The sequence below is a fragment of the Leifsonia sp. Root4 genome (genome assembly GCF_001425085.1).
GTDB lineage: Bacteria > Actinomycetota > Actinomycetes > Actinomycetales > Microbacteriaceae > Microterricola.
This window is the reverse complement of record NZ_LMDN01000001.1, coordinates 524,766-548,985: the sequence shown is the minus strand read 5'-3', so window position 1 is coordinate 548,985 and position 24,220 is coordinate 524,766. Positions and strand designations below refer to the sequence as shown.

The following is a 24,220-nucleotide window of genomic DNA, read 5'->3' as shown; positions in this document are numbered from 1 at the left end:
CGGTGGTGACCTGGGCCTTTACTGGCCCTGGGCCTTGTAACGGGCCTCTGTGGCGTCCTTCTGCGGTGCCCACCACGACTCGTTGTCGCGGTACCAGGCGATCGTGTCGGCGAGGCCGGCCTCGAAGTCGGAGAACTGCGGGCTCCAGCCGAGCTCGGTGCGCAGGCGCGTCGAGTCGATCGCGTAACGCAGGTCGTGGCCGGGACGGTCGACGACGTGGTCGTAGGCGTCCGCCGGCTGGCCGAGGGTCGTCAGGATCAGTTCGACGACCTCCTTGTTGTTCTTTTCGCCGTCGGCACCGATGAGGTAGGTCTCACCGATCTGCCCCTTGTCAAGGATCGTCAGCACGGCAGACGAGTGGTCGTTGGCGTGGATCCAGTCGCGCACGTTCTCGCCGCTGCCGTAGAGCTTGGGTCGCTCGCCGCGGAGCACATTGGTGATCTGGCGCGGGATGAACTTCTCGACGTGCTGGTAGGCGCCGTAGTTGTTCGAGCAGTTGGAGATCGTGGCCTTGACCCCGAAGGAACGCACCCAGGCGCGCACGAGCAGGTCGCTGCCTGCCTTGGTGGAGGAGTACGGGCTCGACGGGTTGTACGGCGTGTTCTCGGTGAAGCGGTTGGGGTCATCGAGCTCAAGGTCGCCGTAGACCTCGTCGGTGGAGATGTGGTGGAAGCGCACGTCGTGCTTGCGCGCGGCCTCGAGCAGAGTGAACGTTCCGATGATGTTGGTGTCGAGGAACGGGCGCGGGTCGTCCAGCGAGTTGTCGTTGTGGCTCTCTGCGGCGTAGTGCACGACCGCGTCCACCTCGGCGAAGAGCTGATCGACGAGTGCAGCGTCGCTGATGTCACCCTCGACGAAGGTGAAGCGGTCGGCGGGAAGGCCGTCGAGCGAGGCACGGTTGCCGGCGTACGTGAGCTTGTCGAGCACAGTCACGGAGTGCTCCGTGTTGGCCAGCACGTAGTGCACGAAGTTCGAACCGATAAAGCCGGCGCCGCCGGTCACAAGAAGTCTAGACACCCCGTCATTGTAGTCAGAGCTTGCCGAGGGGATGCCGAGTGCGCGCTGCGCGCGCACTCGGGCGACGCTATGCGGCGGGTTTGGCGACTGCGCCGGACGCCACAGCATCCGCCAGCGCCTCGCGCCAGTCGCGCATTTCCGGCAGGCCGGCCGCGGCCCAGGCGTCGTGGCCGAGAACGGAGTACGACGGGCGCGGGGCGGGGCGGACGAAGGCGGTGCTGTCGGTGGGCAGGACGCGCTCGGGGTCGAGGCCGGCCTCGGAGAAGATGGCCTGCGTGAAGTCGAACCAGGAGCCCTGCCCGGAGTTGGTGCCGTGGTAGGCCCCGGCCGGGGCATCGGACTCGGCGAGCAGCACGATCTGGCGGGCGAGGTCGGCGGTCCACGTGGGCTGGCCGAGCTGGTCGACGACGACGCTGACCGTGGGGTGGCTTCCGGCCAGACGGAGCATGGTCGCCGCGAAGTTCGGGCCGTGCTGGCCGTAGAGCCAAGCGGTGCGCACGATGTAGGTGCCCTCTGGGTGCTCAGCGGTGGCGAGTTCCTCGCCGGCCGCCTTGGTGCGGCCGTAGGCCGAGATCGGTGCGCGGGGCGCGGTCTCGGCGTATGGGCTGGTCGCTGCCCCGTCGAAGACGTAGTCGGTGGACACCTGGATCAGCTTGGCGCCGGCCTCGCGCGCGGCTATGGCGAGGTTCTTCGCACCCGTAGCGTTCACGGCGAATGCTGCGTCCTCGTCGCTCTCCGCGTCGTCGACCTTTGTGTAGGCGGCGGCGTTGATCACGACATCGTGGCCGGCGACGGCGGAGCGAACGGCGTCGAGGTCGGTGACGTCGAGGTCGGAGCGGCCGAGCGCGGTCACGTCCTGCCCGGCGAGCACGGTTTGGAGGTCGGTTCCGAGCATGCCTGCAGCTCCGGTAATCAGATATCGCATGGGTCCCATGTTATTCGGGGTCGGCCACCACGCTGTCCGCGGACTCCCAGCCGCCGATTGCTAGACTCTCAGGCGTGCAAATCCGTGAACTGAGCATTCCTGACAGCTACGAGATCACCCCGAAGCAATTCGGAGACGACCGGGGGGTCTTTCTCGAGTGGTACCGCTTCGACAAGCTCGAAGAGGTCGTCGGGCACTCGATTGACCTCAAGCAGGCGAACACCTCCGTCTCCAAGCGCGGTTCGGTGCGCGGCATCCACTTCGCCGACATCCCGCCGAGCCAGGCCAAGTACGTCACGGCGCCGCACGGCGCCGTGCTCGACTTCGTGATCGACATCCGAGTCGGATCGCCGACATACGGGCAGTGGGATTCGGTTCTGTTGGACGACGTCGACCGTCGCGCAATCTACATCGCGGAGGGCCTCGGCCACTGTTTCGTCGCACTCACCGAGAACGCGACCGTCAGCTACCTGGTGACAGACACATTCAACCCGGGGCGCGAGCACGGCATCAACCCGCTCGACCCCGAGATCGGCCTGGAGTTCGGTATCGACCTGAGTGAGGCGCTGCTCTCGCCCAAGGACACCGAGGCGCCGAGCCTCGCCGAGGCCGCGGCATCCGGCCTCCTGCCCAGCTGGGAAGCGGCGCGGGCGTACTACGAGACACTGAACGCAAAGGGTTAGAGACAATGCGCGGAATCATTCTGGCCGGAGGATCGGGAACCCGACTCTGGCCGATCACCAAGGGCATCTCGAAGCAGCTCATGCCCATCTACGACAAGCCGATGATCTACTACCCCTTGTCGACGCTGATGATGGCCGGCATCAACGAGATCCTCATCATCACGACGCCGGAGTACAACAGCCAGTTCCGCGCGCTCTTCGGCGACGGCTCAGAGCTCGGCATCTCGATCCAGTACGCAGAGCAGCCCTCTCCGGACGGCCTCGCCCAGGCGTTCATCATCGGCGAGGAATTCATCGGCGACGAGAGCGTCGCGCTCGTGCTCGGGGACAACATCTTCCACGGCACCGGCCTCGGCTCTGCGCTCCGCAAGAACAGCGAGATCGATGGCGCACTCATCTTCGCCTACCAGGTGAGCGATCCGACGTCGTACGGCGTCGTTGAGTTCGACGACGACTTCACGGCCGTGTCGATCGAGGAGAAGCCGGTCAAGCCGAAGAGCAACTATGCGGTTCCCGGGCTCTACTTCTACGACAACTCTGTTGTCGAGATCGCCAAGACGATCGAACCGAGCGCGCGCGGCGAGCTCGAGATCTCCACGGTCAACGAGCGTTACCTCGAGGCAGGGTCGCTGCAGGTGCAGGTGCTCGACCGTGGAACGGCATGGCTCGACACCGGCACATTCGAGTCGATGATGCAGGCATCGGAATACGTCCGTGTCATCGAAGACCGCCAGGGCTTCAAAGTGGGGTGCATCGAGGAGATCGCCTGGCGTGCCGGCTGGATCGATGACGCCCAGCTTGCCGCGCTCGCCGCCCCGCTCGTGAAGAGCGGATACGGCCGATACCTGACGTCACTTCTGGCGTAGCGCCACAGCACGCATTGACTGCGGCCCCGACTCCCAGGAGTCGGGGCCGCGTTCGTTGGCGCACGGGGACGACCCGAAGCGAGCATGTGAACCCATTCAGGTTCGCGATGGCGATCTTGATCGGCGCCGCCGCCGACGCACAGGATGAGCGAGATATGATCGCTTCATGCTCTCGAGTCGACGTACGCTGCACGCGCCCGCTGGGGCGCCGTTGATCCCTCACACCGGGTCCCTGTAGCGAATGGGTGACTTTGCACGCAGGCGACACGCGCTTGCCCTGTGGATCCGCAATGCCTGGGTTCCACTCGTGCTGGTGGTGGTTGCGATCATCAGTGGCGGAGTGCTGACGGCGAGCCATTCCGACCAGTTTGCGCCGTTCGACGAGTGGGTCTACTACGACTACACCGTGAAATTCCCGAGCCAGGGCGTCGTGCGCCAGGGCGAGTACATCGGCCACGAGGCGCTTGTCGGAATGGCCTGCGACGGCGACGCATTCGGTCCCCGTGGGGAACCGTGTGACAACGTCCAGGACATCCACGCCAACTACCCGCAGCAGGGCAAGACATCGGCGGACATCTACACGCCGCTGTACTTCGCGATCACCTGGGTGCTTGGAAAAGGCATCCAGTTCGTTACCGGAGCCGAGTTTCTCACCGCGGCGAGGGCTACGGGGATCTTCTGGCTCGTCGGCGGGCTTCTCGTGTTCTACAAGCTGCTCAGGCTGCTGAAGGTCCGCAAGTTCATCGCCCTCGGTCTTGGCCTCGTGGTCATCGGGGCGCCGACCACGTTTTGGGCGAACACCTACATCTCGACGGACGCTCCGGCGTTCCTCGTTGGCGCATCCGTCTTGCTGGCGGGCGTGAGCGCCATTCAAGGGCGATCCAGTCCATGGTGGCTTGTGCCGATAGCGGTCGTCGCGATCCTGCTCAAGGTCACCATGGTCTTGGCGCTTGGGGTGGGCGTTCTCCTGATCCTGTTGTATCTGCTCTTCGCACGCGATGCGGTTGAGGCGCCTCAGCGGCGTCGACTTCTCTTCGCGACGGTGACCGCTCTGGCGGTCGCCGGCATTGCGCAGATCGGCTGGCTCCTCGTCCGTGCCCAGATTTCCCTCGGCACGGGGGCAGACCAGGGCCTCGCCAAGGACTTCCTGTGGCGTGACATCGTCGGCATGCTCTCACTGTTCATCAACCCGGGCGCGCTCGGCGGCGGTTACCTCGCCGAGATGCGGTTGCCTCCCGTGATCGGAGCGCCGCTCGTTCTGCTCACGGTGGCCGGGGTCATCGGCTTCGCGCTCTCCCGCTTGCCAACCGCATTCGACAAGGCCCTCGCCATCGCGGTCACCGTCTCGGCCACGCTCTTCGCTCCGATACTGGCGATCGGCATGTACCTGCTGCTCGGCGACGTGTTCCCGGTACTCGCCCGCTACGCCATGCCGCTCCTGCCGGCATTCTTCGTGACCACAGCGCTGATCGTCAAGAATCGCGCTGCCGAATGGGTCATCGTGCTCTACGGCGGCTTCCTGATCGTCGCGGTGATTACGACGTCCGTGCTGTTCGGCTAGTCCCGCAGCCCCGGCCCGGGTGAATTTCTGTGGCATATTCCGTGATCGCCGGACTGTTGCCCGAGCGTTGCGGTGCACGGCCGATATGATCGCGGAATGCTCTCTCCACGCGTGCTGAAGTCCGTGACCGTCACTCTGTCGGCCATCCTGATCGCAACGGGGACCGCTCTCGGGCCGGTCAGCATTGCGGCGGCCGAGGAGATTCCGTCCGGTTCGTCGGCCACGAGCACGCCGCAACCCGGCGAGGATGCCACGCCATCGCCATCGCCATCGCCGTCTTCGACGCCGACACCCACTCCCACTCCGACAACGGAGCCATCCGACGGCCCCACGGCTCCGGTCGAGCAGCCGAGCGATGCTCCGACGGAGGCGCCTGAGGACGGCGAAGAGCCGGCGCCGCAACCGCCGAGCGAGGAGGCCCCTGCGCCCGACCCGGCTGAAGAACAGGCGCCGCCCGCGCCAGAGGCGGTCAGCCCGCTGGCCGAGGCCGAGATCGGAACATTCGCGATGAGTGCCCGCGCGATCAGCGGCGGGGACTTTCGGCCCGGCCTCATCATCAGCGACTACAACTTCTACAACGGCTCGGCGATGACCGAGGCGCAGATCCAGGCGTTCCTTGACGCCAAGTGCAGCGGGGCGAGCTGCCTGAACAACGTCCGGATGACAACGCCGACGCGCACCTGGAGCTATGGCACCTGCTCGACGTATCAGGGCGGAGCGAACGAGTCCGCGGCACGCATCATTGACAAGGTGCAGCGGGCCTGCGGAATCAGCGCGAAAGCGCTGCTGGTGATTCTGCAGAAGGAGACGTCGCTCGTCTCGATGCCGTCGTCAGACTCGAGGTTTGACAGCCACATGCGCAAGGCCATGGGATACGGCTGCCCCGATACGAGTAGCTGTGACTCGATGTTCTATGGCTTCTTCAATCAGATGTTCGCCGCGGCGCGCCAGCTGGTCTGGTACAGCAACCCCGAGGCCAGCATGTACAACAGGTTCCCGGCACGCAAGACCTCCGCGGTTGGCTATCACCCCAATGCGGCGTGCGGATCCTCCTCGGTGTACATCGAGAACGATGCCACTCACGCGCTCTACAACTACACGCCATATCAGCCCAACGCCGTCGCGCTGTCCAACGTCTATGGTTCACAATCCGACGGCTGCTCCTCATACGGCAACCGCAACTTCTGGGTGTTCTACAACGACTGGTTCGGCGACCCGACCGACGGCAGGCTTCCGAACGTCTCCCGTATCAGCGGAGCCGACCGCTTCTCCACGGCCGTGGGAATCTCCAAGTCCAGCTACCCGAACGCGGGCGTCCCCGTCGTGTACATCACCACGGGAGAGAGTTTCCCCGACGCTCTGAGCGCGGCCCCTGCGGCCGCGACGCAGGGCGGTCCGCTGCTGCTGACGTTCCCGACCGAGCTGCCCGGCGCGACACGAGACGAGTTGGCGAGGCTGAAGCCGCAGCGGATCGTCGTCGTCGGAGGGGTGCAAGCCGTCAACAAGAGCGTCTACGCGCAACTCGAAAAGATTCAACCGAACATCCAGAGGATCTCGGGCGTCGATCGCTACGAAACCTCGCGCAAGATCGCCGCGACGGTGTTCCCGCGCGCGACGAGCGCCTATGTCGCCACAGGCCTGAACTTCCCCGACGCGTTGTCGGCGAGTGCCGCCGCAGGCGCGAAGGGAATCCCCGTGCTGCTCGTCGATGACTCACGAGACGTGCACCCGGCGACGCTGTCACTGCTCGGCTCAATGGGTGCGACGTCTGTGAAGATCGTCGGCGGCGCGAATGCGGTCTCGGGCACGCAAGAATCAGGGTTCAGGGGCGCAGGTCTCGGTATCACCCGCTTGTCCGGTTCCGACCGCATCGGCACCAGCATCGCAATCAATGACGACGCCTTCCCATCCGCCTCAACGGTGTATCTGGCAACCGCCGTCGACTACCCCGATGCGCTCGCCGGGGCCGCAGCGGCCGGAAAGGCGAAGAGCCCGCTCTTCGTCTCGTTCCCCGGATGCATGCCAGCCGCCACTCGTGACTCCATCACCAGCCGCCAGACATCGAGTCTGCTGCTGCTCGGGGGCACGTCGGCGCTCAGCCCAACGGTCGCCCAGCTGGGGCGCTGCTGAGGCCAGGAGCGCGGGCCGGCCGCCCCAGAAGGACGGCCGGCGCGCATCAACGAGGTGGTTTGTGCTCGATGAGGTAGCGTCTGAACTCGTCCTTCAGCGCAGCGTGCTGCGGGAACTGGTTCGTCTCGTGGAGTACGAAAGTGATGTCCACATCGGCCTTGCGCACCTGCCAACCCAGTGACTTCGCGTACCCGCAGAGCCACTGGTCCTCGAGGAATGCATAGCGACGAGGCAGCTCGGTGAAAAAGCGGCTGGAGCGAACGATCTCGATGTCGCAGACTGCTCCACCGGTTCCGGCGTAGTCTGCGAGACCGCCGGGCGGTGTCGGGGTTCGGTTCCAGTGCGAATCGATGTAGTTCCACGCCCAGAAGCCTGCGAACTCGCGGGGGGCGGCGTACGTGAGCAAGGAGTCGATGAACGTCGGGCTGACGTCCTGGTCGTCGTCCAGCGTGATGAAGTGCCCGCGAAAGCCGTCGCGGAACAGGTCCTTGGCGAGGAAGAATCTGCCGATGCCGCCGACGTTTCGCCGACTCAGCACATACTCGACGCTCTCGACCGCGCCGGATGCGGTGAACGCGGCGATGTGTTCACGGTAGTGCCCGTCATCCTCGGCGTTGTTGTTCCAGAACATGACTCGCAGCGGGCGCTCCGTGGACTGTGCGTCGAGCATCGCAAGGATCTCATCGATGCGTCCTGGCCGATTCCACAGGCACAGGATCACAGGCAGGGAGCCGAGCCGTGGCGATCCCACGAGCGTCTCGGTGCGAAAGTCACCGATGCGTCCGCGGAAGGTCTCAGAATTCCAGGAGGCTGTCTCTCGGGCCGATCCGGCCGTCTCTCCGACATGGCCGAGCCAGGCGTACACCCCACGTTTCGCGACGCCTGCCCGGCGACGGAGCGATCGCACCGCGCGGCGCGCGAATGCCGGCTGAGGGTTGGTCACCGACTCACCCACCAGCTGCGCGCGGCCAGGCCGAGGCGCAGGACAGCCCGAAGCGGGGCGAGATACCAGGCCGAGTACTTGTCGGCAAGATAGAGGTAGGCACTGCTGTGATGGGCCCGCTCCATGCGTTTCGCACTGTTGGAGGTTGAGTGCGCCCCGGTGTGCGTGACGGTCGAGCTCGGAACGTAGATGTTTCGCCAACCGGACTTGCCCAGGCGCGCGCCAAGATCGACGTCCTCGAAATACATGAAGAACCGCGGGTCAAAGCCCTTGACCGCGTCGTATGCGCTCTTTCGGACGAGGAGGCAGGCTCCGGAGAGCCAACCGGCGTCACGGGGCTGCGTGCCGTAATCACGCTCGGCGCGGTAGCTGATCGACCAGGGATTGCTCGGCCAGATCCGACCGAACAATGCGTGACCTACCCCGGTCCGCAAGGACGGCAGGTTGCGCGCGGACGGATACACGGTGCCGTCGACATCCAGGATCCGGGGTCCGACGGAACCGGCATCGGCGGTACTCTCCGCTGCGCGGACGAGCTCGTCGATGGCGCCGGGGGCGAAGCTGACGTCCGGGTTCGTGATGAGCACGTAATCCGCCTCGGCGCCGTGCGCGTCGACTCCGGCCGCGACCCCTCCGCCGTAGCCGCGGTTGTCTGCAAGCTCAAGCAGGATGGCGCCGTGGGTGGCTGCCAACGATCGCTCCAAGCTGAGGTCGCGCGATGCGTTGTCGACGATGACGACCGTCAGCGGTAGTGCACTGGCGGTCGACAACGACTCGAGGAATGGGATCAGCGTCTGCCCGGTGTTGTACGTGACGGTGACAACGAGAACTGATGGGGGCGTCTTGCCAGAGTGATTCATGCGATGAAGGCAGACGTTCTCAGGCCGAAGCGCCCTGGTCGATGAACTCGGGCTCCGCGTAGGTGGTTCCGACTGCAAGCGGTGTGTCAGCGACGTCGAAGGTGCACCCCTGCGGCAAGTCGAAAATGTGCCGTCCGGTAGAGTCCATGATGGACGCGTTCACGAAGTACTTGCCGGTACCGAAGTGCGAGTCGCGCAGGCGGAACTGCACGGTGCGCTTGCCCTCGAAATGGCCGAGTGCGATTCCCAGCCGCTTGCTCGTCGTGCCGTAGACGACCTGACCGAGCGTGTTGTCGATCTGGATCGCGCACATCCAGTCATCCGTGCCGGTGAAGTGCTCGATGTCCATCGTGACGACGATGTCGTCGCCTTGCTCGATGGCAGCGTCGTCCGAGCGGCCGTCGGCCCGCGCGGCGACGGCGTGGATCACGGCCTCGCGGTTGGCCTCTTCGGCTGAGTGCACCGTCGAGGTGTGTGCCACCCGACGATCCTCGAGGATGTCGCGGAACTGGGCGACGGCCTCGTGCGGCTCGCCGTCGAACACGACCTCGCCGCGGTTGAGCAGGATCGCCCTGTCGCACATCTCCGGCACCTGGCTCAGCGAGTGGGTGACCAGGATGATCGTGCGACCTTCCTCCTGGAACGAACGGATCTTGTCGAGGCACTTGCGCTGGAACGCCTCGTCGCCGACGGCCAACACCTCGTCGACCAGCAAGAGGTCAGGGTCGGTGTGCACGGCGACGGCGAAGGCGAGACGCACGTACATTCCCGATGAGTAGAACTTCACCTGGGTGTCGATGAACTCGCCGATCTCGGAGAAGTCGAGGATGTCGGTGAAGCGCGCGTCCACCTCGGCGCGGCTGAGCCCCATGATCGATGCGTTGAGGTACACATTCTCGCGGCCGGTCAGATCCGGGTGGAACCCGGCGCCGAGCTCGAGCAGGGCGGCGATGCGCCCGCGCCGCGCCACACGGCCGGACGTGGGATCGATGATTCCACCGATGACCTTGAGGAGCGTGCTCTTGCCCGAGCCATTGTGGCCGATGAGCGCGACCGTGTGGCCGGCCTGAATGGTCGTCGTGACGCCGCGCAGCGCCCAGAATTCCTCGCGGTGCTGTTTGCCACGCCCGAAGGTGACCAGCCGTTCCTTGAGCGAATTGTCCTTGCGCAGGACAAAGCGCTTCGATACATCCTCGATCGTGATGATGTCCGGCGCTTCGCTCATGCTTGTTGATTCCGTTTCGTATGTCTGCGTCATTCGAACTGCGTCGCTTCCCGCTACAGGACCTGCGCGAAGTTGCCCTGCAACCTCGAGAAGACACGCTGGAAGACGGCGATCAAGATCGCTCCGACGACGAACGCGATCCCAAGCCGGAGCATGAGGAAGTCGGGATAGGCCACAACGTCATGTCCGCTGATCCAGAACGCACGCTGGAAGCCGAGGACGGCCAGCGTGATGGGGTTGTTGGTGTAGAGGTCCAGAAGCAGTCCGGGGCCGAGTGCATTCTTCACCATCTCCCAGGCGTAGACGACGGGGGAGGCCCAGAGCAGGAGCAGCAGCACGACCTCCACCAGGTACTGGACGTCACGGAGGTAGACGTTGACCGCCGACAACAGAATCCCGAACGCTGTCGCGAAAACGAGCAGCACCGCGAGCGACGGAATGAAGTAGATGAGCTCGGGGGAGATCGGGAACACCCCAAGCAGGATGGTGGCGATCAGCAGGATTCCGAGTTGGATGACGAAGTTGAAGATCGCCGACCCGACGCTGGCGAGGGGGAAGATCTCACGCGGCAGGTACACCTTCTTGATGAGGCCCGAGTTTCCGACGATCGAGGAGGTCGCGCTCGACATGATCTCACTGAAGAGACCGTAGGCGGTGAGCCCGGTGAAGACGTAGATCGCGAAATCAGGAATCCCTCGCGCCGCCCCGAGGAACTGGCCGATCACCACGTAATAGATCAGCAATTGGGTGATCGGGCGAACGAGCGTCCAGACGAAACCGAGTGCGCTGTCCTTGTATCGCGACTTCAGGTCGCGTCTGATGAGCAGCGAGAGCATCTCGCGCTGCTTCGTGATCTCCCGCACTGATGCGATGAATCCTTTGCCTGAACCGGCGCCGGACCCTACCGTCACCAACTCCTGCTGTGCGAGAGCGGCGAATCGGTCCTGTGCTGACATGCGGCTTCATTTCATTTTGGGGCAATGGACTGTCACAAGCATAGTGCGGCACTCTCCGAGCTCCCTGACGGGACGAGTGCGCCGGATCAGCCTTGCTCGCGGCCCCATCGGGAGAGGAAGACGCGCTTGTTGTTCTCCGATTGGGCGAACCTGCCGGGGCTGAAGACGCTGAAGTGCGTGACCCGCGATGTCGGGACTACGGCGAAGCGAGGATGCCCGTCCTCGGCCATGCGCAGAGCGAGGTCGGCGTCCTCGAACCCGTTCGAGTAGATCGGGTCGAATCCGCGCAGCCTGGCGAAGTCGTGAGCCCTGTACATGCTTGCGATGCCGGACAGCGCGATGAGCTGCTGCTCCGATCCGATAGCCCTGCGGTCGCGGGGGAGCCCGCTGTCCGGGTCGAGCTCGAGTCCTGCGCTCTCGATCTCACCGGTGGGTGCGTAGACGACCGCTTGGGCGGCGGTGAGCCCGGGATCGAGCGTCAACTGTGCGCGGAGCGGCGCGAGCCAGTTCGGCCCGACGACCACGTCGTTGTTCACGAAGGCGACGAACTCGCCTCGCGTCTGGGCGAAGGCAAGATTCGAGCCGAGGGCGAAGTTGGTGTTTCTCGGCAGGGACACCAACCGAACCGTGGGATGTCCGCTCAAGCTCGCGGACAGGATCTCCCTCACCGATCGGGGGGAGCCGTTGTCCAACACCAGGAGTTCGAACGTGACGTCCCCGGAATTCGTCAGTACCGACTGCACCGCGTCAACGGTCATGCGCCAGTCGGCATAGCTCAGCATGACGACCGAGACGAGCCCCGCCTGTCGATCCGCGACAGCCTCCGTGATGCTCGGCCAGTCGAGCAGGTACTTGGAGAGCACGACCTGCTCCCAGCCGTTCGGCTCCGTTGTGCTGATGCGCTTCATGTCGCCCCTGTGGCTGTATGCCACACCGATGGTGGGAAGGAACCGGAGCCTGCCCAGATCGGCCAGCCGGATGACAAGGTCGTAGTCGACCCAGCGCCGGAGGGCCTCATCGAATCCACCGATCTCGGTGACGGCCGAACGGCGTGCGATGAGCGTGTTCAGGTCGATGAAGTTGCCGCCGTTGAGGAGGTCGTCCCGCGTTCCGCTCTGGGCGAGGAAACTCTTCTCGCCGTGCTCGTCGACCATCTCAACCGCTGCATGCGTTGCCACAACGTCTCGGTCGGCGAAGCCGGGCAGGCTGAACTCGATGAAGTCAGGGAGCCACGCGTTGTCCGAGTCGATGAACGCAACGAAATCACCGCGCGCGTCTGCGAGGCCGTTGTTGCGGGCTGCGCACACGCCACTGGGCGGCTGCCGGAGCAGTCGGACCCGGGGGTCACGCTCGGCAAAGCCTTCGACGACGGCGATCGTGGCGTCGGTTGAGCCGTCGTCGACGATGATGAGCTCCCAATTCTCATGGGTCTGGGCGATGACGGATTCGATGGCGCCGGAGATGATGCCCGCGCGATTGCGAACGGGCATGATGGCCGAGACCAACTGTGCGCGTTGGGACGGGGCGACGTCGGCCGCGATGGGTTCAGGCGCCCACTCGTGGGTCAGCCGGGGCCGCACGAAGTGAGCGCGCTCGTTGATCTGTCGCGTGGATTCCAGAGCCAGCGCCCTGGCCTCGCCCCACGTCGGCGTTCCGACAGCCCACGATGGGGTGGGCAGGATCGTGTCACTCGTCGCATCCGCCAGGAAGAACTCGATCGCCTCGCGCCCTGAGATCGGAACAGGGAGTTGCGCCTCCGCCCGTCGGGCCGCGAATACCCGCGCGTCAAAGTAGGGCGAGCTTGTGGTGAGGGGCTCGGACCCGAAGAAGAACGAGAGGAAACACGGTTCAGACCCTCGCGAGGTCTGGAAGCGGTACCACTCGTCTTGGAACAGTGGTGTGGGCGAGAGCCCGGCCTTCATTCCGACGTCCATGAAGTGGATGACGGCGTCGCGTCTGCGCGGAAAGAGTTGCTCGGCCTGCGCCTCGTAGAATTCCTGGTCGAAAAGCGCCGAGCGTTTGATCGCCGAGATCTGCCGGTAGCGGTCGAGCGGAAGAAGGTATGAGTTGATCATCTTGTAACGCCTCACATGGGTGCGAACTCTACGCGCTGTTAAGCGAGGTGCGATCTCCATCGATCTCCTTGTCCCGGCCTGCCCATGTCTGTCGCGCTGGGACAGTTTGGATCAGACTACCGAGAAGAAGGAGCCGGCGGGCACGTCAGTTCCGAGGGCCCCGTGGCCTCACCGTCGCAGTCAGCCACCGCAGCGGGCGGGTCATCTTCCACGACGTGCTGCGTTCCAGACCGTCGACACGTCGTTGCAGGGCATCGAGCTCCTCATTGCGGGGTGTCATCACGGGGCGGCGGTTGTCTGCTGCCTTGCGCGGTGCCGCGCAGAACGCCACGAGGGGCGCCAGCACCGTCGTCCACCGCATGGTGACCGCGAAATTCGTCACGTTCGCGGTGATGCGCTCTCTCTCGCCCTCCCGGTAGAGCACGTCTTCCAACGCGGATTCGAGAGCAGCGGCGTCCTCCGGGGGCACCACCCGCCCGAGGTCGTGCTGTCGGACGATGCTCGCGAACGTGTCTCCGTCCGTGCTCACGATCGGCAGGGACGCCCACAGGTAGTCGAGAATACGCGTGCGGAAGCTGAACGCGGTCTCGAGGTGGTCGAAGTGGGTGCTGACTCCGAGGTCGGCGTCGAGCAAGAAGTTGCTGCGCTCCTCGTAGGGCACCCAGCCCTCGTTGAAGAACACGACGGAATTCAGCAGGCCCAGCTCCTCAGCGAGCTCGCGGGTGCGCAGCGAGACCGCCATCTCCGGAACGTTCGGATTGGGGTGCTTGACGCCAAGGAAGAACAGTCGCAGGTCGGGATGCCGCTTCGACAAGGAGTGCACGGCGCGGATCAATGTCAGCGGGTCGAACCAGTTGTAGATGCCGCCGCCCCAGAGAATGACGGTGTCGCTCTCCGAGATACCCGGAACGACCCCCTTGATGCCGTGGCGCGTCTGGGTCGGCGCGGCGTCTTCGATGCCGAAGGGGGCGACGTCGAGCAGGGAACGCAGGCTCTCATCTTCGTCATACGTCGCCGGGTTGATGCGATACAGCCCTGCCAACTGTCCGAGCCAGAAGTCACGCTGCTTCTCCGAGGCGCAGAGCATGAAGTCTGCGCGCTCGATCTGGATGTTCAGGACTTCGGCCGTCTGGAGCGACAGCGCGTAGCGCGCCTCCGAAGTCAGGTCTTTGCCCTGTTCGAGCACCTCGAGGTGCATCGGGTCATAGATATCGGCGACGAGGATATAACGGGGGTCGCGCAGCCACGGAAAGCTGGACAGCACGTGCCCCTGGAACACGATGACGTCCGCCCAGTCCGAATACTCGCGCAATAAGGCTTCCGGGGCGAACTCGATGGGGAACGCATCGTGCTCAAGCTCGGCGTGGACCGTCGACACGAGACGCACGACCGCGCCGGCAGCCGAAAGCACTTTGGCCATCTCGAATGCGCGGATGGCTGGACCTGCCATCTTGACCCCGATTGAGTCCGGAGTGATGATGAGGACTTTGCGTTCCAACGGGATACCTCGTTCTACACGTGAAGGTTCGGTGTGTGGCCGGGCCGCTTCAACAGACACTGAGTCGGTCGGCAAGGCAGTTCAGGAGACTAACACGACTGGCTTGCCTGCTCCTGTGCGCGCAGCGGGGAGGCGCCCAGATTGTGGAGAATCCGATTGGTACACTCAAATCTGCCATTCCCATATAGAAAGGCCCGCATGCCCAAGCAGCGACCCGGTGTCGTTTCCGTTGTCCTCGTGAATTTCCGAGGCACAGACGACACCATTGAAGCCATCGACAAACTGGGCAAGCTGGACTGGCCATCAGAGCTGCTCGAGATCGTCGTCGTCGAGAACGCCTCCGGCGATGACAGTGCAGCACGCATCCGTGCCGCGGCCCCGCACGTGCTACTCGTTGAATCCAGGAAGAACCTCGGCTTCGCCGGCGGCTGCAATCTCGGTGTGAAAGCCTCCTCTGGCGAGTTCATCGCCCTGTTGAACAACGACGCGAAGCCGGATGCCGCCTGGGTCCGTGCCGCCGTCGAGCGTTTTGCCGAGAGCCCCACGATCGGTGCCGTCGCCAGCCGCGTCCTCGACTGGGACGGCGAGCTCGTCGACTACATCGGCTCCGCCATGACCTGGTTCGGCCAGGGCTACAAGCCCCTCACTGCGCAACCCGTTCCGAGCGACCCCGACAGCGTGCGCGATGTGCTGTTCGGCACGGGTTCCGCCATGTTCGTGCGACGCAGCGTCTACGACGCGCTGGACGGTTTCGATGAGCGCTACTTCATGTTCTTCGAGGACGTGGACCTCGGGTGGCGGCTCAACCTGCGCGGATGGCGCTACGTCTATGAACCGGCGTCGCTGGCTTACCACAAGCACCACGCGTCGATGTCGTCGTTCGGCTCCTTCAAGGAGACGTACCTGTTGGAGCGCAACGCGCTCTTCACGCAGTACAAGAACCTCGGCGACGAAGCGCTCGCGCAGGCGCTTCCTGCGACCCTCGCGTTGACCGTGCGTCGCGCGGTCGCTCGCGGCGAGCTCGACTCGACCGAGTTCGACCTGCGCAAGGGCGCAGACAACGGGCCGACGATGGAGGTCGCGAAGGAGACGCTGGCAGGGGTGTACGCCATCGACCAGTTCGTGGAGAACCTGCCATCGCTTCGGGAGTCCCGCGACAAGATCCAGGCGTCACGTGTCGTCTCCGACAACCGGCTGTGGCGACTCTTCGGCGAAACCGACGCCCCGTCCTATCAGTCAGAGCACTACCTCGAGGGCTACGACAAGATCGTCACCAGCTTCGGAGTGACCGAGTCACCCTCGGTGACGAGGGTGCTCGTGATCACGGGTGACCCGATCGGCGCGAAGATGGCCGGCCCTGCGATCCGCGCGTGGAACATGGCCGAGGCGCTCTCCGCCGACAACGAGGTAACGCTGGTGACGCTGGCCGGCGCCGAGCCCGTCTCCGCACCTTTCGACGTCGTGCACGTGCGCCCCGGCGATGACCGTGCCATGGCCAAGTTGGAACGCGCGAGCGACGTCATCGTGTTCCAGGGCTTGGCCATGGCCCTGTTCGACAGCCTGCGCAAGAGCGACAAGATCATCGTCGCCGACATCTACGACCCCATGCACCTCGAGCAGCTGGAACAGGGGCGCGAGCAGGGCAACGAGCAGTGGAACAAGCAGGTGGTCGATGCCACGGAGGTGCTCAACGAACAGCTCTTGCGTGGAGATTTCTTCCTGTGCGCGTCCGAGCGTCAGCGGCATTTCTACCTCGGACAGCTCGCTGCCCTCGGCCGCATCAACCCGGCCAACTATGCGAGCGACCCGGACCTCACCGGCCTGATCAGCGTCGTCCCTTTCGGGCTGAACGACGGGTTCCCCGCCCAGAGCAAGCCCGCGCTCAAGGGAGCACTCCCCGGAATCGCGCCAGACGACAAGGTGCTGCTGTGGAGCGGCGGCTTGTACAACTGGTTCGACCCGAAGACGCTCATCCGTGCCGTCGCCAAGCTGTCGGAGACGCACGACAACGTGCGCCTGTTCTTCCAGGGCACGAAGCACCCTCACCCGGGTGTTCCGGAGATGGGCATCGTCGCAGAGTCCCGAGCCCTTGCGAAGGAGCTCGGCGTTCTCGACAGTGCGGTGTTCTTCAATTCCTCCTGGGTCGACTATGCAGATCGCCACAATTACCTGGGCGAAGCCGATGCGGGAGTGAGCACGCACTATGCCCACGTGGAGACGACGTTCTCGTTCCGCACCCGCATCCTCGACTACCTCTGGGCGGAACTGCCCATGGTCGTGACGGAGGGTGACCACTTCGCCGAGCTGATCGCGCGTGAGCAGCTGGGCGTCGTCGTCCCGCCGACCGACGTCGCTGCTCTCGCCGACGCGCTCGAGACGGTGTTGTTCGACGAGAAGTTCGCTCGCGCCGCACGTCGCAATATCAAGCGTGTGCGCCAGGACTATGAGTGGGGAGCGGTGCTCGCTCCGCTCGTCGACTTCGTCGCGAGCCCGCAGCATGCACCGGATCTCGTCGCGAGCGGAGTTGTCACGGCCGGTTCGACCGGCGGCGTGCGCAAGCCCGTCATCCGACGTAAGAAGCACGGGATCCGCCACGATGCGGGACTCTTCGTGCACTACCTGAAGAACGGCGGCCCGAAGGTCGTCGTCAAGAAGGTGCAGAGCCGGCTACGACGCCGCTAGGCGTTGTCTCGTGCATCGGGGCTTCCGCGATTCGGAGGCCCCGAGCACGGAGGGTCAACGCGGCAGCCGCGATGACAACGACGGCAAATGCCGCGGTGAGGCCGAGCCAGGTGCCCGGGGGCTGCCACTCAGGTTCACGGAGCATCTCCGACCAGGTGCCCGACCCGACCACATAGCGGCGGAGCACCCAGGCGAATGTGACGGTGTGGCCGATCGCCATCGCCCACACCGCGACGCTGATGAGCCGTCTCCTCGCGGCCGTGCCCACGATGGGCGTCATCTCGTCCAGTGCGATTCCGGCACAGAGCACGAGGCAGCTGTAGATGGCCATCATGTATCGCCCCTGCCAGATGAAGCCGTAGTCGGCGAGCAGGATGCCCTGGGACAGGGGCGGGACGACGACGGCGCTGACCAGGAGCACGATGGTCGCCCATCGGCCGCTGCCACGGGCGAAGAGCACAGCGGCACCGATCAACCCGCCGAGCACGAGTGTCCACACGAGCACGGCGAGTTCGGGCGCCGGCTGGTCGACCCAGCCGAAGAGGCCGATCCACGCCTTCGCGAAGTCGAGGGTGCGGTCGGCCATGTACTGCACGCCGCTGAGGAAGCCGCCGCCGAGCCCCGGTGCCGGGGGCAGCTCACCCTCGGGGACGACAGGAACGGGTCTCGTGAACCAGATGAGCGCCGCAACGCAGCCGGCCGCCGACAGCGCCAGCGCGATCCAGCTCGGGACCTTTGACACGAGCGATCTGAGCGTGGCCCTGTCGCTGAGCAGGAAGGCGACGCCGATGATGATGGCCGTCCACAGGAGGGCGATGCTCCTCGTGTTGACGAGCAGCCAGGCGCTGAGGACGACGAGACCGGCCCGCTCCCACAGCACGGCCGGCCGCGTCTGCTGTCGCAACACGAGCGTGAGCGTGGTGAAGAGGGCGGCGGCGGCCGTGACCTCGATGGCGTTCGGGTTGATGGATCCGCCGAGGAAAAGGAGCATCGGGGTGAGCGAAGCCGCTGCCGCGACGACCTTCCACCGGGCCGCCCCCAACTGCACGAGCGATGTCGCCGCGACCGCGAAGAGCGCCGCCGTGAGCACTGCGCTGACGATACGCATGGCGTAGAGGGCAGCGTCACCGGAGAGGAACAATGTCGGCCAGCCGACGAGGGCGTAGTAGACGGGGCTGTTGATCCCCGCGGATGTCGCCGCCGCAACGATCTCATCCGGGTCTCCTGCGAGCGGGACCTGGCAGCCGGCGCTCGCCGCAGGATCGAACGCGAAGCAGGGCATGGCGCTGGTATCTGCGATGTACCGTGGCACCTGCACCTCGAGCTGCCACGGCACCGTCTCCGACGGCGGTGCCGTGATTTGGCCGCGGGCGACGGCCGCCGCGCGCACCGCGTGGGCCGGTTCGTCAGGCACGGCCATGAGCGGGGACGCGAGCGCCCAAAGCGTCATCATGGACGCGACGAGGGCGAACACCGCGCCAAAGAATGCCCATCGACCGGGGGAGACCGCGGCCGGGGTGCCGGTGACAGACTTCATGCTCGGTTCACTTCTCGTGGAAAGATTCGGATCGGGCCGGGCCCGCAGATCATCCCCAACCCTAGGACATCGCTCCCGCGCGGCGCCCATGGGGAGCAGTCCTTCAGCCGATCTGCGCTAAAATCGAGAAAGATTGGCGCTTGTCGTGAGCGAGTGTGCCCGGAACCAGGGTCGATGCCGTCGATTTGTCCGAACTGACCGAGCGAGAATCCGGGTGCGAGTGAGTACTGATGTGAGCCCAGCGCCCGTCGAACGCGTGACTCTGCGCAGCGGATTGAGCGGCCGCCACAATGCCCTCGGCGTCATCCGTTTCCTGTTGGCGGCCGCGGTCATCGTCTCTCATGGCTTCCCGCTCTCCGGATGGGGCAACGACCCGTTCTTCACCCGATTCCACAGCCAAGAGAATCTCGGCGGGGTCGCGGTGATTGGTTTCTTCGCCATCAGCGGGTACCTCATCACGCGCAGCGGCATGGCGAGTGGCGTGTTGGAGTACATCTGGCGACGGGCATTGCGTATCTTCCCCGCATTCTGGATCGTGCTGGCCGTCGGCGCCTTCATTGTGGGGCCAGCCGTCTGGTTGATGGAACAGCGCCCGATGAGTGAGTACTTCACGCCGGGCGCCGGTGGCCCATTCGGCTACATCTCGCTGAACTGGCAGCTCACGATCCACCAGTGGGGAATCCACGACATTTTCGCCACGACGACGCCATACGGCGAGATCGCAGGCAGCGTCTTCAACGGATCACTGTGGACACTGAGCTACGAGTGGTACTGCTACCTGCTGATCGGTGTTCTCGTGCTCTTCGGCGTCTTCAGCCGGGCCAAGATCATCATCGCGGCGCTCACCGTCGTCTTTCTGTTTCTGCAGATCGTCCGCTTCGCATCGCCACAGACCCTCGGGCAGGTCGTGCCGTGGCTGTCCGACCCGCTCACGATCAACCTCACACTGATCTTCCTGTGGGGGGCGTGCTTCGCGGTCTACGCGGACAAGGTGATCATCGACGACAAGCTCGGGCTGCTCGCCGCCGCTGTCACGATCTACACGCTCATCAACGGGGGATTCGGCATCGTCGGCTTCCCGGCGTTCGCGTACCTGCTGATGTGGCTGGCGGTACGCGCACCCACGCCGTTCAAGAAGATGTTCAGCAAGAACGACTACTCGTACGGCATCTACCTCTACGGTTTCCTCGTTCAGCAGTTCGCCGCCTACATGGGCTGGAACCGCTGGGGGTACCCGATCTACATCGTGATCTCGCTCGTGCTCTCGTGTGCTCTGGCTTTCGCCAGCTGGCACCTCATCGAGAAGCGGGCTTTGGCACTCAAGGACTGGGGCCCGGGTCGCGGGCTCAACTATTGGTATCAGCGGGTGCGCGCACGCTTCGGCCGCGCGCAGGCCAGCACCAACGAATCGATCGGAGATCTGAACAATGGCTAATGCTCAGTTGGGCGTTGTACTCGTGACGGGCGGAGCCGGCTTCATCGGTTGTGCACTCTCGCAGAAGCTCGCGGCATCATCGGAGCGCTGGGTCGCTGTCGACGTCATGCACCCGCAGGTGCACCAGACCGCGGAACGCCCGGCGGATCTGCACTCTGCCGCCGAACTGATCGTCGGCGACGTCACCGACGCTGCCGTCTGGGACGAGGTCCTCGCGTCCGTCCGTCCCGACGTGATCATCCACCTCGCGGCGGAGACCGGGACGGCGCAGTCGCTGCACGAGGCGACCCGCCACGCCGACGCCAACGTCGTCGGCACGACCGCAATGCTCGATGCACTCGGACGGGCGGGGCACGTGCCGGCACGGATCGTGTTGAGCAGCAGCCGCGCCGTGTACGGCGAGGGATCCTGGCAGCGTGAGGACGGAACCGTCTACCAGCCGGGAATGCGCAGCCACGCTCAGCTCGAGGCCGGGCAGTGGGACTTCCCGGGCGCTCGCGCACTCCCGAGCTCCGTCGATGCGACGATCCCGAGCCCCACGAGCGTCTACGGTGCGACGAAGCTCGCGCAGGAGCACATCCTCGCCGCCTGGGTCGGGGCGCTCGACACCGAGTTGACGATTCTGCGCCTGCAGAACGTGTACGGCCCCGGCCAGTCGCTCATCAACTCGTACACCGGCATCGTCTCGCTGTTCTCCCAGATGGCCGAACAGGGAGCGTCCATCCCGGTCTACGAGGACGGTCTCATCACCCGCGACTTCGTGTACATCGACGACGTGGCCAACGCCTTCGTGGCCGCCCTCGCCCGCCCGCGCGCGAGCGGCGTGAGTCGCTACGACGTCGGCTCCGGTGTCGGCACGACGATCCTCGAGCTGGCCGCAGCCATCGCGGAGTACCACGGTGCTCCGGCGCCGGCCATCAACGGGGCTTTCCGCGACGGCGACGTGCGTTTCGCGGCCTGCACCATTGATCGCACTCTGGCCGAGCTGGACTGGGCGCCGCAGTGGAGCGTCGCGCAGGGTGTCGCCGGGCTGCAGGAGTGGATTGCGGCGCAGGCGTAACACATGAGCGACCCCCGCGCAGCCGCCGGCCGATTCAGCGGAGTCAGGCTCATCCTTCTGGCGACGGTCATCGCGGGAATCTCCGGTTATGTGACGCTGGGGCTCGTTGCCGGCGTCATCGGTCCGGAGCGCTATGTCGCGTTCAGCGTCTTCTGGGGCACTCTCTACCTGCTGGTCGGCACCCTCTCCGGCATCCAGCAGGAGGTGAGCCGCGCGACGTCTCCGCACGAGGAGGGCTCGGCGCGGGCGGAAGCCGGTGCCCACGTCGCGCGGAACTTCGGAATCGTAGCGACGGTTCTCGTCGGCGCCGTCGTCGGATTCAGCGCTCCGCTGTGGATGCCGGTAGTGCTTCCTGGCAGCTCCCCGATCGTTGCGATCGCGATCGCCGTCGGCGCGGCCGGGTACACGGTCGTCGCCACCTTGTGCGGAACGCTGTACGGTCTGAACCGCTGGGCCGCGCTGGCCTGGCTCATCGGGCTCGACGGCGTCTTGCGCCTGCTCGCGGTCGGTCTGGCGTTGCTCTCCGGTGGAGGCGATGACGCACTCGCCGCCGCGACGGCCCTGCCATTCCCGATCACGCTCATCGTCGTGTGGCTCGTCATCAGGCGAGGCGTCATCGGCCGATCGCGGCTGGATGTCGGCTACAAGGCCCTCAGCTGGAACGTGGCCAGAACACTGTTGGCTGCGGCATCCATGGCTGCTCTCATCAGCGGATTCCCCACCTTGATGGGGGCAACGAGCGCGGGAGAAGATCCCGCACAGCTCGCGACGCTCCTGTTGGTCATCACCCTGACCCGCGCGCCACTTGTCATCCCGGTCCTCGCATTGCAGAGCTTCCTGATCGTCAAGTTCAAGGACCGCGGCGGCAACTTCTGGCGCGTCTTCTTCACCGCCATCGGGGGCATCCTGGCTGTGGCCGTCGTTGCCGCGCTCCTCGCGGCGGCGATCGGGCCGTGGCTCGTGCAGCTGGTGTTCGGATCGGCATACGCGGTCGATGGTGTCGTGCTCGGCGTGATTGTCGTATCCGGCGGCGTCACCGCGGCCCTGTGCGCGAGCGGTCCAGCAGTGCTCGCACTGGGCAAGCACGGCGTCTACACGGCCGGATGGGTGCTCGCAGCGCTCACGACGATTGCCGCTCTCATGCTGCCGCTCGACCTCGTGCTGCGCACGGAGCTGGCCCTGCTACTCGGGCCGACCGTCGGGCTGCTCGTTCACACGGTCTATCTGGTGACGGCGGGGCGCTCGCGCTCCGTCAGCGCCGAGTCGGTGCCGGACTCCGACGGGGCGCGCCCGTAGAACCACCCTGCGCGCGCGCACGCGACGAGCGTCAGCACGAACGCGCAGCAGAGAATGGCGACGCCGCCGGGTGGTGACCACTCGGGGGCGCGCAGGAACTCGCCCCACGCGATCGGCGTACCAACCGCGTAGCGCCCCAGCGTTGTGACGAAGCTCTCCAGCTGAGCGAAGCACCACAGCGCGATGCAGTAGCCGAGCAGAGTGTTGATCACGCGCGACGGGGCCCGCTCGGCGACGGCATCCCCGAGCAGCGCCGCGGCCACGACCAGCAGAATGCCGAGCATGGGTGCCGCGTAGCGACCCTGCCAGATGTAGCCGCCCTGGGTGACGTAGCTCGCCTGGATGAGCGCGGGCAGCATCACGAGCGCGGTCAGCGCCGCGAGCACAACGACGCGCTCCCGCCCGCGCAGCACACTGATGGCGAAGAGAATGGTTCCGCCGATCAGGAGCGAGAGAACAAAGATGGTCGCGGGGGGAGCGATGGTGTCTGCCCACCCGAATTCGGCGACCATGCCGCTGGCGTACTGAAAGCTGCGTGTCAGCACCGTCAGAAAGCCGACGACGGGGTGCGTTCCGACACCGGGATAGTCCGTTTCCACCTCGCCGTCTGCGATCGCGGAGCCGAGCGAGTTGCTGAGCGTCGTCCACAGCAGCGCGAAGCCGCCGGCGGCCGCTGTGATTGTCGCGGCAAGCCGCACCGCATGCCGCTGGAAGAGTGTGCGCAGCAGATCGCCCCTGGCCAGCGCGACGGGGAGGAGCACGGCGATCGCGACCCAGAGCGGGCTGATGCCCCGCATGTTCATGGCCACGGAGCCTGCGATGGCGAGCACGACGACCCGTTGGGTCGTGCGAGCGTCATCCGGGTGTCGGACGAGGGAGAGCACCGCAACGGTCACGGTGAGCACGCCGGCGATCTCCGGGCCGCTCGGATTCACCACGCCGGCGATGAAGACGGTGAGCGGGGTGACGGCAGCGAGCAGCCCGATCGTCGGGATGGCTCGGTGCCGCCAGCTCGCGACGAGCAGGAAGCTGAGCGCAAGCAGCGCCGAGGTGAGCAGCGCACTCGCGATGCGCATGCCGTAGACGGCCACCTCGCCGTCGAAGACCAGACTCGGCCAGCCGACGAGCGCGTAGTAGAGCGGGTTGTAGAGTCCGGCCGTCGTTGTCGTCTCGACCAGACCGTCGCCGGGCGGGGTCGAGGGCGCGCAGCCGGCCGACTGCTCCGGGTTGAACGCGAAACAGGTCTGCGCGTGAGTGAATGCGACACCCGCCGGAACGGTGACCGCGTGGCCGTTCTCCCCGGCAACCCCGACGAACTGGCCGCGGGCGACGGACGCCGCCTTGATGAGGTGTGCCGGCTCATCCGGGGCAGCGGCGAGGGGAGTGGCAATCGCCCACAGCCCGGCGAGCAGGCTCAAACACAACCAGGCCGTGAAGAAGGTCCGCGTCGTTGCGGAACGGCGTCTCACGG

General features: G+C 65.5%; 18 protein-coding genes. 8 read left to right on the top strand and 10 right to left on the bottom strand.

The window, feature by feature from the left end:
- Positions 1-18: 18 nt before the first annotated feature.
- Together rfbB and rfbD are read right to left on the bottom strand one after the other, a co-directional pair.
- Positions 19-1,017: a dTDP-glucose 4,6-dehydratase gene (rfbB, locus tag ASC66_RS02580; protein WP_055836190.1), complete on the bottom strand. Its 999-nt coding sequence runs from the start codon at positions 1,015-1,017 to the stop codon at positions 19-21.
- A 67-nt stretch (positions 1,018-1,084) separates the two neighbouring features.
- On the bottom strand, positions 1,085-1,942 hold the full coding sequence (gene rfbD / locus ASC66_RS02575; RefSeq protein WP_055834253.1) for a dTDP-4-dehydrorhamnose reductase: 858 nt from the start codon (positions 1,940-1,942) through the stop codon (positions 1,085-1,087).
- 74 nt (positions 1,943-2,016) lie between these two features.
- On the opposite strand from rfbD, the gene ASC66_RS02570 reads away from it, so the two are divergent.
- From ASC66_RS02570 to ASC66_RS02555, 4 genes are all read left to right on the top strand, one after another.
- Positions 2,017-2,625, top strand: coding sequence for a dTDP-4-dehydrorhamnose 3,5-epimerase family protein (locus ASC66_RS02570; protein WP_055834251.1), 609 nt, complete (start codon positions 2,017-2,019; stop codon positions 2,623-2,625).
- A 5-nt stretch (positions 2,626-2,630) separates the two neighbouring features.
- A complete protein-coding gene (rfbA, locus tag ASC66_RS02565) occupies positions 2,631-3,491 on the top strand; it encodes a glucose-1-phosphate thymidylyltransferase RfbA (protein WP_055834248.1) in 861 nt (286 codons plus the stop codon).
- A 241-nt stretch (positions 3,492-3,732) separates the two neighbouring features.
- Positions 3,733-5,052, top strand: a complete 1,320-nt coding sequence (locus ASC66_RS02560) for a hypothetical protein (RefSeq protein WP_055834245.1) — start codon at positions 3,733-3,735, stop codon at positions 5,050-5,052.
- 96 nt (positions 5,053-5,148) lie between these two features.
- Complete coding sequence (locus ASC66_RS02555; protein ID WP_055834242.1) at positions 5,149-7,182, top strand: cell wall-binding repeat-containing protein; 2,034 nt, start codon at positions 5,149-5,151, stop codon at positions 7,180-7,182.
- A 46-nt stretch (positions 7,183-7,228) separates the two neighbouring features.
- Here the strand turns inward: ASC66_RS02555 and ASC66_RS02550 are convergent, their stop codons facing one another.
- From ASC66_RS02550 to ASC66_RS02525, 6 genes are all read right to left on the bottom strand, one after another.
- Positions 7,229-8,125: a hypothetical protein gene (locus ASC66_RS02550; protein ID WP_157509608.1), complete on the bottom strand. Its 897-nt coding sequence runs from the start codon at positions 8,123-8,125 to the stop codon at positions 7,229-7,231.
- Positions 8,122-8,985, bottom strand: coding sequence for a glycosyltransferase family 2 protein (locus ASC66_RS02545; protein WP_055834235.1), 864 nt, complete (start codon positions 8,983-8,985; stop codon positions 8,122-8,124). The genes ASC66_RS02550 and ASC66_RS02545 overlap by 4 nt, the downstream gene beginning before the upstream one ends.
- Before the next feature lie 19 nt (positions 8,986-9,004).
- Positions 9,005-10,210: an ABC transporter ATP-binding protein gene (locus ASC66_RS02540; RefSeq protein ID WP_235496633.1), complete on the bottom strand. Its 1,206-nt coding sequence runs from the start codon at positions 10,208-10,210 to the stop codon at positions 9,005-9,007.
- 53 nt (positions 10,211-10,263) lie between these two features.
- Entirely contained in the window at positions 10,264-11,166 is a 903-nt protein-coding gene (locus ASC66_RS02535) for an ABC transporter permease (RefSeq protein ID WP_055834230.1), read from the bottom strand.
- Between the two features lie 86 nt (positions 11,167-11,252).
- Positions 11,253-13,241: a glycosyltransferase family 2 protein gene (locus ASC66_RS02530; RefSeq protein WP_055834228.1), complete on the bottom strand. Its 1,989-nt coding sequence runs from the start codon at positions 13,239-13,241 to the stop codon at positions 11,253-11,255.
- A 145-nt stretch (positions 13,242-13,386) separates the two neighbouring features.
- Positions 13,387-14,739, bottom strand: a complete 1,353-nt coding sequence (locus ASC66_RS02525) for a glycosyltransferase family 4 protein (RefSeq protein WP_082491961.1) — start codon at positions 14,737-14,739, stop codon at positions 13,387-13,389.
- Between the two features lie 198 nt (positions 14,740-14,937).
- Here ASC66_RS02525 and ASC66_RS02520 point away from each other — a divergent pair, with 198 nt between their 5' ends.
- A complete protein-coding gene (locus ASC66_RS02520) occupies positions 14,938-17,421 on the top strand; it encodes a glycosyltransferase (RefSeq protein WP_055834226.1) in 2,484 nt (827 codons plus the stop codon).
- Here the strand turns inward: ASC66_RS02520 and ASC66_RS02515 are convergent.
- On the bottom strand, positions 17,387-18,958 hold the full coding sequence (locus ASC66_RS02515; RefSeq protein ID WP_055834219.1) for a DUF2142 domain-containing protein: 1,572 nt from the start codon (positions 18,956-18,958) through the stop codon (positions 17,387-17,389). The two genes, ASC66_RS02520 and ASC66_RS02515, sit on opposite strands and share 35 nt — an antisense overlap.
- Positions 18,959-19,178: 220 nt before the next feature.
- Here ASC66_RS02515 and ASC66_RS02510 point away from each other — a divergent pair, with 220 nt between their 5' ends.
- The 3 genes from ASC66_RS02510 to ASC66_RS02500 are packed head-to-tail and all read left to right on the top strand — an operon-like array spanning position 19,179 to position 22,749.
- A complete protein-coding gene (locus tag ASC66_RS02510) occupies positions 19,179-20,393 on the top strand; it encodes an acyltransferase family protein (protein WP_162243464.1) in 1,215 nt (404 codons plus the stop codon).
- Positions 20,386-21,453, top strand: a complete 1,068-nt coding sequence (locus ASC66_RS02505; RefSeq protein WP_055834213.1) for an NAD-dependent epimerase/dehydratase family protein — start codon at positions 20,386-20,388, stop codon at positions 21,451-21,453. Before ASC66_RS02510 ends, ASC66_RS02505 begins: the two co-directional genes overlap by 8 nt.
- A gap of 3 nt (positions 21,454-21,456) precedes the next feature.
- Positions 21,457-22,749: a polysaccharide biosynthesis protein gene (locus ASC66_RS02500; RefSeq protein WP_055834211.1), complete on the top strand. Its 1,293-nt coding sequence runs from the start codon at positions 21,457-21,459 to the stop codon at positions 22,747-22,749.
- Here the strand turns inward: ASC66_RS02500 and ASC66_RS02495 are convergent.
- Positions 22,674-24,218 carry a DUF2142 domain-containing protein gene (locus ASC66_RS02495; protein WP_055834208.1) on the bottom strand — a complete coding sequence of 515 codons (1,545 nt, stop codon included), beginning with the start codon at positions 24,216-24,218 and terminating at the stop codon, positions 22,674-22,676. The two genes, ASC66_RS02500 and ASC66_RS02495, sit on opposite strands and share 76 nt — an antisense overlap.
- Positions 24,219-24,220: the final 2 nt, after the last annotated feature.